The organism is Corallococcus sp. CA041A, from assembly GCF_003612075.1.
In the GTDB taxonomy this organism is placed as follows: Bacteria; Myxococcota; Myxococcia; order Myxococcales; family Myxococcaceae; genus Corallococcus; species Corallococcus exiguus.
In genome coordinates, this window is record NZ_RAWF01000081.1 from 23,684 (window position 1) to 35,341 (window position 11,658).

Below are 11,658 nucleotides of genomic sequence, written 5' to 3' on the forward strand. Positions count from 1 at the left end.
CCATGCGCTCCTCCCTCCCGCGGCTGTTCGCCGCCGCCAGCCTGACGTTCGCGCTGGTGGCGTGCGGCATCAAGGGCAGCCCCCGCGCGCCCCGGCCGGCGCCGCTGCCCGCGCCCACGGCGGAGACGATTCCCGCGCAGCAATCGCCACGCGGACCCGTGGAGCCCTCCGGCCCCACGGTGCCTCCGTCCACCGTGGACGCCGGGCTGCCCGAGTGAGCTTCTTCCACCACCAGAAGGGCGTGCTGCACGCCGAGAAGGTGCCGCTGCCCGCCATCGCGGACGCGGTGGGCACCCCCACGTACGTCTACTCCACCGCCGCGCTCACGGAGCGCTTCCAGGCGGTGACGGAGGCGTTCCAGGGGCAGAAGCACCTCATCTGCTACTCGGTGAAGGCCAACTCCAACCTGGCCATCCTGGGCCTCTTCGCCAGGCTGGGCAGCGGCTTCGACATCGTGTCCGGCGGCGAGCTGGCGCGCGTGAAGCAGGCCAGCGGCGAACCGGGCAGGACGGTGTTCGCGGGCGTGGGCAAGACGCCGGACGAGATGGCCCAGGCGCTGTCCCAGGGCCTCTTGCTCTTCAACGTGGAGAGCGCGGAGGAGCTGGAGTCGCTGGATGCCGTGGGGCGCAAGCTGGGCAAGCGCGCGCCGTTCGCCCTGCGCGTGAACCCGGACGTGGACGCGCGCACGCACCGCTACATCTCCACCGGCCTGAAGACGTCCAAGTTCGGTGTGCCCTTCGAGGAGGCGGTCGCCCTCTACGCGAAGGCGAAGAAGATGAAGGGGCTGAAGGCGCTGGGGCTGGACTGCCACATCGGCTCGCAGCTCACGCGCACCGCCCCCATGAAGGCCGCCCTCACCAAGGTGGCGGACCTCTACGTCACGCTCAAGGCCCGGGGCCACGCGCTGGAGTACCTGGACGTGGGTGGCGGGCTGGGCATCACCTATTCGGATGAGACGCCGCCCAGCCCCCAGGAGTACGCGCGCACGGTGCTGAACGCGACGGAGGCCACCGGGGCCACGCTGCTGCTGGAGCCGGGGCGGGCGCTCGTGGGCAACGCGGGCGTGCTGCTCACGCGCGTGCTGTACCGGAAGCCCACCGAAGCGCGGACCTTCGTCGTCGTCGACGCGGGCATGAACGACCTGCTGCGCCCGGCCCTCTACGAAGCGCACCATGACCTCCAGCCGGTGGTGAAGCGCCGCGGCCGGGACGTGGAGGTGGACGTCGTGGGGCCGGTGTGTGAGTCCACGGACGTGCTCGCGCGGGCGCGCCCCCTGGTGCTGCCCCGCCAGGCCGACCTGTACGCCTTCATGAGCGCCGGGGCTTACGGGATGAGCATGGCTTCCACCTACAACTCGCGGCCCCGGCCGGCGGAGGTGCTGGTGGACGGAGCGGCCTGGCGTGTCGTACGGGAGCGCGAGCGCGTCGAGGACCTCTGGCGCGGTGAGCGGGCCTGAACGTATAAGCGCCGGAATGAAGACCTTCGAAGGCTCCATGACGGCGCTGGCGACTCCGTTCCTCGACGGCGCGCTGGACGAGGGGGCCTTCCGGGCCCTGGTGCGCTTCCAGCTGGAAGGCGGCACGAACGTGCTGCTGCCCATGGGCACCACCGGCGAAGCGGTCACCATGGATGCGGACGAGCGCGCGCGCGCCATCGCTGTCGTCGTGGACGAGGTGAAGGGCCGCGTGCCGGTGGTGGCGGGCGCGGGCAGCAACAGCACGCGCGAGACGATGGATTCCGTGCGCCGCGCGCGCGAGGTGGGCGCCAACGGCGCGCTCATCGTCACGCCCTACTACAACAAGCCCACGCAGGCGGGCCTGGTGGAGCACTACCGCGCCATCGCGAAGGCGCACCCGGGCTTCCCGCTCATCGCCTACAACGTGCCGGGCCGCACGGGCGTGGACCTGCTGCCGGAGACGGTGCTCCAGCTGTGTGACATCCCGGAGGTCGTGGCGCTGAAGGAGGCCACGGGCAACCTCATCCGCGCGGTGGACCTGGTGGAGAAGTGCGGCGACCGGATGACGTTCCTGTCCGGCGACGACTTCACGGTGCTGCCCTTCATCGCGTGCGGCGGCAAGGGCGTCATCTCCGTGTCCTCCAACGTCGCGCCCCGCATGATGGCGGACCTGGTGGCGGCGGCGCGGAGCAACGACATCGCGAAGGCGCGCGGCCTCCAGGTGCGGATGAACGCACTGCACCGGCTGCTCTTCGTGGAGTCCAACCCCATCCCGGTGAAGTGGGCGCTGCACCTGATGGGCATGTTCGGTCCGGAAGTCCGGCTGCCGCTCGTGCCCATGGGCGAGGCGAACGCCGCGAAGTTGAAGGCCGAGCTGTCCGGGCTGGGCCTGCTGAAGGCCTGAAGGGAAAGCGCGCCATGACCCGCACCGTCATCACCGGCATCTCCGGCCGCATGGGCAGCACGCTGGTGCGCCTGGCGAAGGCCGCCAGCGACCTTCCGGTGGTGGGCGCCACGGTGCGCCCGGGCAGCCCCCTCTCCGGTCAGGACGCGGGGCTCGTGGCCCGGCTGGGCGCGCCGCTGGACGTGATTGCGCACGACGACCTGGGCCGCGCGCTGGACGGCGCGAAGGCGGACGTCGTCGTGGACTTCACCGGCCCGGAGGCCACGTTGCAGCACGCGCGCATCTGCGCCGAGCGCGGCGTGGCGCTGGTGGTGGGCACCACGGGCTTCACGCCGGAAGGGCGCGCGCAGCTGGAAGCGCACGCGAAGCGGATTCCCATTGTCGCGGCGCCCAACATGTCCGTGGGCGTGAACCTGGTCATCCGCATGGCGGCGGAGCTGGCGCGCGTGCTGGGCCCGTCGTTCGACGTGGAGGTGCTGGAGGCGCACCACCGCATGAAGAAGGACGCGCCCAGCGGCACCGCGCTCAAGCTGGCGGAGGTGCTGATGGACGCGCTGGGCCGCACGAAGGACGACCTCACCTTCGCGCGCGAGGGGCAGACGGGCGCCCGCCCGCCGGGTGAGATTGGCGTGCAGGCGCTGCGCGGCGGGGACGTCGTGGGCGAGCACACCGTCTACTTTTTCGGCGAGGGCGAGCGCATCGAGCTCACCCACCGCGCGACGAACCGTGATCAGTTCGCGACAGGGGCGCTGAGGGCCGCGCGCTGGGTGGCGGGCCGCGCTCCGGGACTCTATGACATGGCCGACGTGCTCGGCCTCCAGGGGAAGACATGACCGCCCGTTACTGCCGCTTCCAGGTCGAGGGCCGTGCCAGCTACGGCCGCGTCGACGGCAACGAGGTGGTGGTGCTCACCGCCGCGCCGTGGGCCGGCGGCAAGGAGACCGGCCTGCGCCGTTCGCTCAAGGGCCTCACGCTGCTCACGCCGTCGGACGCGTCGAAGGTCGTCTGCATCGGCCAGAACTACCGCAAGCACGCGGAGGAGATGGGCAAGCCCATCCCCACGGAGCCGCTCATCTTCACCAAGCCCTCCACCGCGCTCAACGGCCCCGGCTCGCCCATCCGCCTCCCCAAGGCGAGCCAGGAAGTGCACTACGAAGCGGAGCTGGCGCTCGTCATCAGTGAGCGCCTGAAGAACGCGGACGAGGCCACCGCCGCGCGCGCCATCTGGGGCCTCACCTGCTTCAACGACGTCACCGCGCGCGACATCCAGCGCAAGGAAATCCAGCACACCCGCGCCAAGGGCTACGACACCTTCGCCTGCGCGGGCCCCTGGGCCGTGACGGGCCTGTCCCCCGCGGACCTGCGGGTGGTGTGCCGGGTGAACGGACAGGTGCGCCAGGATGGCCGCACGTCCGACATGGTGTTCAGCCCCGCCCGCCTGGTCTCCTTCATCTCCCACATCATGACGCTGCTGCCCGGCGACCTGGTGAGCACGGGCACTCCGTCCGGCGTGGGCGCGCTCGAGGCCGGGGACACGGTGGAGGTGGAGCTGGAGGGAATCGGAACCCTGGTGAACCCGGTTGAGATGGAGCCTTGAGTGCGACCGTCTATGTAGGACTGGGTTCCAACGAGGGCGACCGCGAGTCCCACCTCGTGGCCGCCCTTGCCGCGATGTCGTGCATCGACGCGGTGTCGGTGCTGGGCTGTTCCTCCCTCTATGACTCGGCCCCGGTGGGGCCCGCGCAGCCGCGCTTCCTCAACGCCGTGGTGGCGCTGGAGTGCGACCTGACGCCGCAGCGCCTGCTGTGCATCCTCCAGCGGATTGAGCAGGACCTGGGCCGCCGCCGGATGCAGCGCTGGGGCCCGCGCACCATCGACCTGGACATCCTCCTGTGGGACGAAGAGGACCACTCCGTCGTCGCGGACGCGAACCTCCAGGTGCCCCACCTTGAACTGCACAAGCGCCGCTTCGCGCTGGAGCCCCTGGCGGAGCTGGCCCCCGACGCCCGCCACCCGGTGCTGGGCGTGACGGTGCAGGAACTGCTCGCGAAGCTCGCCCCCCAGGACGTCCGCAAGCGCGAGGCCCTCTTCTGGCCCGACATGGGCGCCCGTTTCCCCGTCCACGAACTATGAGCCTGTCCCTCGTCCTGGCCACGACCGCGCTGCTCGCGGCCGAGCCCACCTCCCTGCCTCCCGGCCACCCCACGATTCCGCCCGGCACCCAGGCGTCGCCTACCGGCATGGGCGCCGCCCCCAACGGCGCATTGCCCGCCGGCCACCCCACGATGCCCGCGGGCTCCCCCGTGGCGCCGGGCACGCCGCTGCCGTCGGGCCACCCCACGGTGGACACGAACAAGCTGCCGCCCTCCGCCGAGGAGCTGATGAAGCAGCTCGACTCGTCCGAAGGCCTGCGCGAGCGGGAGAAGACCTTCGAGATCGCCTCGTCGCTGGGCAAGCTCTACTACATGAACGGCCGCAACGCGGAGGCGCTGTCCTACCTGGGCCAGGCGCAGGCCAAGGCGGACGGCGTGCGCGCGCTGTTCCTCGCGTCCCGCAAGAAGCTGGGCAATGCCGCCATCCCCACCCCGGAGGCCGCCAATTGCGGCTTCACGCCGGGCCAGGCGCTGGACTCCATGGCGGCCGTGGCGCAGGCCCGCGCGAAGTCCGGGGACGCCGCCGGCGCCGCCGCGTGCGCCCTGGCCGCGCTGGTGCCCGCGCTGGACGTGGACGTGCTGCGCGGCAACGCGCTGTACCTGAGCGGTGACAGCGCCAACGCGCTGAAGGCGTACGCGCGTGTGCTGGAGGTGGCGCCCCGCCACGAAGAAGCGCTCTATGCCCACTCGTCGCTGCTCTTCGAGACGAAGGGCGAGGACCTCCAGGCGCTCAAGTCCGCGCGCGAGGGCTTCGACGCGCTGGTGACGTCGCACCCGGAATCCCAGCGCGCGGCCATGGCCCGCGAGCTGAGCGTGCGCATCGAGGAGACGGTGAAGGCGGGCGGCCGGAAGAAGTGGCTCGCGTCGCGCGCCGCGGACCGCAAGGTGCGCCTGTCCCAGTCCACCGCGCAGGCCGCCGCGCTGCCGTCGGACGCGCCGCGCCCGCTGTCGCCGGAGATGGTGGACGCGGTGAAGAACACCGAGCGCACGCCGGAGCTGGAGGCGGGCCTCACCAAGCTGGTGGATGAAGGCGAGGAGCACCTGGCGCGCGGCCGCTACCAGGAGGCCCTGGCCAACTACACCCGCGTGGTGCCCTTCCAGCCGGAGAACGGCCGCGCCAAGGCGGGCATGGCCTGGGCGCTGGTGGGCCTGGGCCGTCCCATGGGCGCGCGCGTGTGGAGCGTGGCGCTGGAGTCCGACGCGGGCGCGGTGGAGAAGCTGGGCGACACGCTGCTCGCCAAGGGCGACGCGAAGGGCGCCAAGGCCCTCTGGGAGAAGCTGGCCCAGGACGTGCCCAACTACCCCAACAAGGCCGCGCTCCAGGCGAAGCTGTCGCAGTAGCTACACGAACTTCGCCGCCAGCAGATCCTGGACGTCGAGCAGGCCCACCGCGCGGCCCTCGACGTCCACCACGGGCAGCTGGTCCACCCTCAGCTCGCGCATCTGCGTGGCGGCGGTGAGCACCAGCGTGTCCGGGGTGATGCAGCGCGGGCGCTTGCCCATCACCTGCCGCACCGGCACCTCGAAGTCCGTGTGGCCCCGCTCCACCAGTCGGCGCAGGTCGCCGTCCGTGAAGATGCCCTCCAGCTTCCCGTCGCGGTCCACCACGCACGCGGCGCCCGGCCGGCCCGGCGTGTTGGTCATCACCACCACCGCCTGGGACAGCCGCGCGGTGTCCAGCACCAGCGGGTTCGCGGGGCCCGTGCGCATCAATTCAAAGACGCGCAGCACGGAGCGCCCCAGCTTCCCGCCCGGGTGCAGCAGCGCGTAGTCGTCCCGCCCGAAGGGCCGTGAGCGCAAGAGCGTCATCGCCAGCGCGTCGCCCACGGCGTGCAGCGCGGCCGTGGACGCGGTGGGGACCAGGCCCATGGGGCAGGCCTCTTCAATCCGGCCGATGTCCAGCACCACCTCCGCGCCCTTCGCGAGCGGGCTGTCCGCGTCCCCGGTGAGCGCCACCACCGGCGTGCCCATGCGCTTGAAGAGGGGCAACAGGCGCAGCAGCTCCTCCGTGCTGCCGCTGTTGGACAGCGCGAGGATGACGTCGCCCGCGCCCACGCGGCCCAGGTCGCCGTGCACGGCCTCCGCGGGGTGGAGGAACACGGAGCGGATACCGGTGGACGCCAGCGTGGAGGACAGCTTCTGGCCGATGTGGCCCGCCTTGCCCATGCCCGTCACCACCACCTGGCCCGGGCAGTCGCGCACCAGCTTCAGCGCGCGCAGGAACGCGTCCCCCAGCCGGTCCGTGACGCCCAGGATCGCGCGGGCCTCCGCCTCCAGCACGCCGCGCGCGTAGGTGAGCGCGGCCTCGTCATCCGCGTCCCGGGCCCGAGGATTGACGGGGGCGGGGGACGGCGCGCGGCCGGGGAGGGCACGCAGTTTGGGCTTCTTGGCGGTGGAGCGGGGAGCGCGGGCCATGGATGGGCGCTACCTCTACTCCGCCACGCCGTGGGCGGCCATCCTTGACGCATGGGGGGGCCTGGGCTACGGCCTGCCCGCCCGGCCGCCCGTGGCCGGGGAAACCTTCTTCACCACCGGAAACCGAGGGGACGGCATGAAGTTCTTCATCGACAGCGCGGACGTCGGCGAAATCCGCAAGGCCCACGACATGGGCTGCGTGGACGGCGTCACCACCAACCCGTCACTGCTGGCCAAGGTCGGCCGCAACCTGGAAGAGACCATCCGGGAGATCTGCTCCATCGTGGACGGTCCCATCAGCGCCGAGTGCGTGTCGCTGACGGCCCCGGAGCTCATCAAGGAAGGCCAGGGCCTGGCGAAGATCCACGACAACGTCGTGGTGAAGATTCCCATGGGCGTGGAGGGCATGAAGGCCGTCAAGGCGCTCACCGCCGACGGCATCCGCACCAATGTCACCCTCTGCTTCTCCGCCAACCAGGCCCTGCTGTGCGCCAAGGCCGGCGCCACGTACGTGTCGCCCTTCGTGGGCCGGCTGGACGACATCTCCCAGGACGGCATGGAGCTCATCGCCCACATCCTGGAGATCTACCAGAACTACGACTTCACCACGCAGGTGCTGGTGGCCAGCGTGCGCAACCCCGTCCACGTCCTCCAGGCCGCGCGCCTGGGCGCGGACGTGGCCACGCTGCCCTACAACGTCATCACCCAGCTGGCGAACCACCCCCTCACCGACGCGGGCATCCAGAAGTTCCTCGCGGATTGGGAAAAGGTCCCCAAGCAGGGCAAGCCCGCCGGGAAGTAGCCACCCGGCCGTCCCCCTGCCGTTCCGGTGTCCCTGGAACGACGGGGGGACCCTCGCGGGGGCTGGCGCCTGGACGGCGGGAGCGGTATGGCAGGAGGAGCGGATTGATATTTGAATCAACCCTCCCGGAGCACGCCCCATGGATTTCCAGCTCAGCGAGTCCCAGCGCGCCTTGCAGGACGCCGCGCGCAAGTACGCCCGTGACGTGGTGCGCCCCAAGGCCCCCCACTACGACGAGACCTCCGACTTCCCCAAGGACCTCATCTCCGCGGCCTTCGAGCTGGGCCTGCTCAACATGGCCATCCCGTCCGAGTACAACGGCGTGGGCCTGACGCACCTGGAGCAGGTCATCGTGTGCGAGGAGCTGGCGTGGGGCTGCGCGGGCGTGGCCACGTCCCTCATCGCCAACGACCTGGCCAACCTGCCCATCATCCTCCACGGCACGGACGACCAGAAGAAGCGCCTGCTGGCCCCCTTTGGGGAGAAGCTCAAGCTCAGCTGCTTCTGTCTCACGGAGCCCGCCGCGGGTTCGGACGTGGCGGCCATGGGCACCACCGCGCGCCGCGAGGGTGACGAGTACGTCCTCAACGGCAGCAAGTGCTTCATCACCAACGCCGGCTACGCGGATCAGTTCACCGTGTTCGCCACGCTGGACAAGGGCAAGAAGCACAAGGGCATCACCTGCTTCGTCGTGGAGGGCCGTCCGCAGGGCCTGACCACCGGCAAGCACGAGAACAAGATGGGCCAGCGCGCCAGCAACACCACCACCGTCACGTTCGACGAGGTGCGTGTCCCGGCCGCCAACCGCATCGGCGAGGAGGGCGAGGGCTTCAAGATCGCCATGGCCACGCTGGACAACAGCCGCCCGCTCACCGCGAGCATCTCCATTGGCATCGCCCGCGCGGCGCTGGAGCACTCGCTGGAGTACTCCGCGCAGCGCCAGACGATGGGCAAGCCCATCCGCGAGCACCAGGCCGTCCAGTTCATGCTGGCGGAGATGGCCATGAACACCCACGCCGCGCGCCTGCTCACCTACGAGAGCGCGCAGGTGCTGGATGAAGGACAGCGCAACACCCTCCAGTCCAGCTATGCGAAGTGCTTCGCCGCTGACATGGCCATGAAGGTCGCCACGGACGCGGTGCAGGTGTTCGGCGGCTACGGCTACATGAAGGATTACCCCGTGGAGAAGCTGATGCGCGACGCCAAGCTCATCCAGGTCTACGAGGGCACGAGCCAGGTGCAGCGCCTGGTCATCGCGAAGGAACTGTTCAGGTAGAAAAGCAAAACTGTGCCCGGCGGGGCTTTCCCGTTGCCGCCGCCGTGTGCGGATGTCTATTACTCCGGCCCTGATGCGCGACGCGTCAAGCCGCCCCGATTTCCAAACACTCCCCACTGAGGAGAGCCCGCCGTGAAGATTCTCGTCACCGCCAAGCGCGTGGAAGATCCCGAGTCGAAGATCAAGGTGAAGCCGGACGGCTCGGACATCGTGAAGGAGGGGTTGAAGTACAAGATCAACCCCTTCGATGAAATCGGCGTGGAAGAGGGCCTGCGCCTGGCCGCGGCCCATGGCGGCGAGGTGGTGGTCGTCTCCATCGGTCCCAAGGACGTGCAGGAGCAGCTGCGCCACGCGCTGGCCATGGGGGCGCACAAGGCCGTGTGGGTGAACCACACGGGCCCGCTGGATCAGCTGGGCATCGCCGGTCTGCTCCAGAAGGTCGTGGAGCTGCAGAAGCCGGACGTCGTCCTCCTGGGCAAGCAGTCCATCGACGACGACCAGAACCAGGTGGGCCAGTACCTGGCCGAGTTCCTGGGCTGGGGCCAGGCCACGTTCGCCTCCAAGGTGGAGTCGCTGGAGAGCGCGGAGGAGAAGGCCAAGGCGCCGGCGGTGAAGCTGACCGCGGACAAGAAGAGCGTCCAGGTGGTGCGTGAAGTGGACAACGGGCTCGCGACCGTGGAGGTCCAGCTGCCCGCCGTCGTGACCACGGACCTGCGCCTGAACCAGCCGCGCTACGCCAGCCTCCCGGGCATCATGAAGGCGAAGAGCAAGCCCATCGAGGAGCTGACGCCGGAGAAGCTGGGCGTGGACGTGGCCCCGAAGATCCAGGTGCTCAAGCTGGCGTCGCCTCCGGCGCGCAAGGCGGGCATCAAGGTTCCGGACGTGGCCACCCTGGTGGAGAAGCTGCACAACGAGGCGAAGGTCGTCTGACCGCGCTCCCAACCCTTCCAACGATTCCGGAGACAGACACCATGTCCATCGTCCTCATCGTCGCCGAGCAGCAGCCGGACGGGAACCTGCGCAAGGCCTCCCTGAACGCCATCGCCGCGGGCAAGCAGCTGGCCGACAAGGCCGGCGCCGAGCTGCACCTCGTCCTGTTGTCCAAGGACCCGTCCAAGCTGGCGGAGGAGCTCAAGGGCTCCGGCGCCAAGGCCATCCACACCGCCGCCGCTCCTGAGTTCGAGCACTACCTCGCGGAGGTCTACGCCCCCGTCATCGCCGGGCTGGCACAGGAGCTGAAGGCCACCTTCGTGGGCGCGGCCTCCACGGCGCAGGGCAAGGACCTGCTGCCGCGCGTCGCCGCCCGGCTGAAGGCCGCCATGGCCACCGACATCACCGCCATCAACGGCGGTGGCGCGGACATCACGTTCACCCGTCCCATGTGGGCCGGCAACGTGTTCGCCGAGGTGAAGCTCAACACGCCGGTGCAGGTCATCAGCATCCGCGCCACGGAGTTCTCGGCGGTCGCTGGCGCGGGCGCGTCCGCCGAGGTGAAGTCCTTCCAGCCGAAGCTGGAGGCCTCCAAGACGAAGTTCGTGTCCTTCAACGAGGTGAAGAGCGCCCGTCCGGAGCTGACCGAGGCCAGCGTGGTGGTGTCCGGTGGCCGCGGCACCAAGGGCGACTTCAAGGAAGTCGAAGCGCTGGCGGACCTGCTGGGCGCCGCGGTGGGCGCGTCCCGCGCGGTGTGCGACGCGGGTTGGGTTCCCAACGACCTGCAGGTCGGTCAGACGGGCAAGGTCGTCGCGCCGAAGCTGTACATCGCCGCGGGCATCAGCGGCGCCATCCAGCACCTGGCCGGCATGAAGTCCTCGAAGACCATCGTCGCCATCAACAAGGACCCGGAGGCGCCCATCTTCCAGGTGGCCGACTACGGACTCGTGGACGACCTCTTCAAGGTCCTGCCCGCGCTGCGCGAAGGCATCCAGAAGCTGAAGTAGTCCGCTTCCGCCGTCCTGACGGCGGGGCGTGACACCGTGGGGCGCGTCACCGGGACATCCCGGGGCGCGCCCTTCGTCATTTCCGACGGAGCCCTACAGCTCGATGTCGGTGTCGGGCTTCTTCTGCGCGGGCGGCTCCGACGGCTCGGCGTCTTCCGGCTCCAGCTCGTGGGGCACCTCCGGCTCCGGCGGCTCGGCGGAGGGCTCGCCCGTGTCGAGCAGGTCGATGCGCTGCCCGTCCTCCACCTGCACGTAGAGGGTGCGGAAGATCCACGCCTCGCCGTTCTTGTCGGCCACGGCGTGGAGGTTGCCGTCCGCCTTGGGGCCGTCCAGCGGGACGGTGAACTCCGCGTGGGTGCGGCCGTTGCGGGTGCTCACCTGGGTGTTGCTGGGGAAGCCCGGCTTGAAGGTGCCGCCCAGGGCCTGCTGCACGTGCGGATCCTCCTGGGCCTCCGCGATGGCGTCCGTGTACGCGCCCATGTCCTTGAACGACGAGTAGCCCCAGCCCACGGCGATGGCCGCGACGCAGAAGCACGAGCCCAGCATCCCCAGACAGCCCACGGGCACCGCCCACTTCCAGTTGCGGCTCCACCACCCCTGGCGGGGCACGGGTGCGTAGTCACCCTCGGGCATCGTCGGCGGCATGGGCCCTCCTGGCCTGGACCTGGGGCCGTGTCATAGCCGGTTCCGGACGAAGCGGGGGTGGGGCCTGCAC

At 70.4% G+C, this 11,658-nt stretch carries 13 protein-coding genes; 11 read left to right on the forward strand and 2 right to left on the reverse strand.

The window, feature by feature from the left end; all coding sequences use genetic code 11:
- The first annotated feature begins 2 nt into the window (after nt 1-2).
- The 7 genes from D7V77_RS16610 to D7V77_RS16640 are packed head-to-tail and all read left to right on the forward strand — an operon-like array spanning nt 3 to nt 5,854.
- Entirely contained in the window at nt 3-218 is a 216-nt protein-coding gene (locus D7V77_RS16610) for a hypothetical protein (RefSeq protein WP_120577268.1), read from the forward strand.
- On the forward strand, nt 215-1,456 hold the full coding sequence (lysA, locus tag D7V77_RS16615; RefSeq protein ID WP_120577269.1) for a diaminopimelate decarboxylase: 1,242 nt from the start codon (nt 215-217) through the stop codon (nt 1,454-1,456). Before D7V77_RS16610 ends, lysA begins: the two co-directional genes overlap by 4 nt.
- A 16-nt stretch (nt 1,457-1,472) precedes the next feature.
- On the forward strand, nt 1,473-2,360 hold the full coding sequence (gene dapA, locus D7V77_RS16620) for a 4-hydroxy-tetrahydrodipicolinate synthase (RefSeq protein WP_120577270.1): 888 nt from the start codon (nt 1,473-1,475) through the stop codon (nt 2,358-2,360).
- Nucleotides 2,361-2,374: 14 nt separating this feature from the next.
- The gene (gene dapB, locus D7V77_RS16625) at nt 2,375-3,193 is read left to right on the forward strand and encodes a 4-hydroxy-tetrahydrodipicolinate reductase (protein ID WP_120577271.1); all 819 of its coding nucleotides are present in this window, start codon (nt 2,375-2,377) and stop codon (nt 3,191-3,193) included.
- On the forward strand, nt 3,190-3,957 hold the full coding sequence (locus D7V77_RS16630) for a fumarylacetoacetate hydrolase family protein (RefSeq protein ID WP_120577272.1): 768 nt from the start codon (nt 3,190-3,192) through the stop codon (nt 3,955-3,957). The genes dapB and D7V77_RS16630 overlap by 4 nt, the downstream gene beginning before the upstream one ends.
- A complete protein-coding gene (gene folK / locus D7V77_RS16635; protein ID WP_120577273.1) occupies nt 3,954-4,493 on the forward strand; it encodes a 2-amino-4-hydroxy-6-hydroxymethyldihydropteridine diphosphokinase in 540 nt (179 codons plus the stop codon). The genes D7V77_RS16630 and folK overlap by 4 nt, the downstream gene beginning before the upstream one ends.
- The gene (locus D7V77_RS16640; RefSeq protein WP_120577274.1) at nt 4,490-5,854 is read left to right on the forward strand and encodes a hypothetical protein; all 1,365 of its coding nucleotides are present in this window, start codon (nt 4,490-4,492) and stop codon (nt 5,852-5,854) included. The genes folK and D7V77_RS16640 overlap by 4 nt, the downstream gene beginning before the upstream one ends.
- Here the strand turns inward: D7V77_RS16640 and D7V77_RS16645 are convergent, their stop codons facing one another.
- Nucleotides 5,855-6,928: an SIS domain-containing protein gene (locus tag D7V77_RS16645; RefSeq protein ID WP_120577275.1), complete on the reverse strand. Its 1,074-nt coding sequence runs from the start codon at nt 6,926-6,928 to the stop codon at nt 5,855-5,857. It abuts the gene before it with no gap.
- A 136-nt stretch (nt 6,929-7,064) separates the two neighbouring features.
- Here D7V77_RS16645 and fsa point away from each other — a divergent pair, with 136 nt between their 5' ends.
- The 4 genes from fsa (at nt 7,065) to D7V77_RS16665 (ending at nt 10,943) form a co-directional block, all read left to right on the forward strand.
- Nucleotides 7,065-7,730, forward strand: a complete 666-nt coding sequence (gene fsa / locus D7V77_RS16650) for a fructose-6-phosphate aldolase (RefSeq protein ID WP_120577281.1) — start codon at nt 7,065-7,067, stop codon at nt 7,728-7,730.
- A 139-nt stretch (nt 7,731-7,869) separates the two neighbouring features.
- Nucleotides 7,870-9,006: an acyl-CoA dehydrogenase family protein gene (locus tag D7V77_RS16655; RefSeq protein ID WP_120577276.1), complete on the forward strand. Its 1,137-nt coding sequence runs from the start codon at nt 7,870-7,872 to the stop codon at nt 9,004-9,006.
- A 132-nt stretch (nt 9,007-9,138) separates the two neighbouring features.
- Nucleotides 9,139-9,936, forward strand: coding sequence for an electron transfer flavoprotein subunit beta/FixA family protein (locus D7V77_RS16660; protein ID WP_120577277.1), 798 nt, complete (start codon nt 9,139-9,141; stop codon nt 9,934-9,936).
- Nucleotides 9,937-9,977: 41 nt separating this feature from the next.
- Complete coding sequence (locus D7V77_RS16665; protein WP_120577278.1) at nt 9,978-10,943, forward strand: electron transfer flavoprotein subunit alpha/FixB family protein; 966 nt, start codon at nt 9,978-9,980, stop codon at nt 10,941-10,943.
- Between the two features lie 93 nt (nt 10,944-11,036).
- Here the strand turns inward: D7V77_RS16665 and D7V77_RS16670 are convergent, their stop codons facing one another.
- Nucleotides 11,037-11,588: a cytochrome c oxidase assembly factor Coa1 family protein gene (locus tag D7V77_RS16670; protein WP_120577279.1), complete on the reverse strand. Its 552-nt coding sequence runs from the start codon at nt 11,586-11,588 to the stop codon at nt 11,037-11,039.
- Between the last annotated feature and the right edge of the window lie 70 nt (nt 11,589-11,658).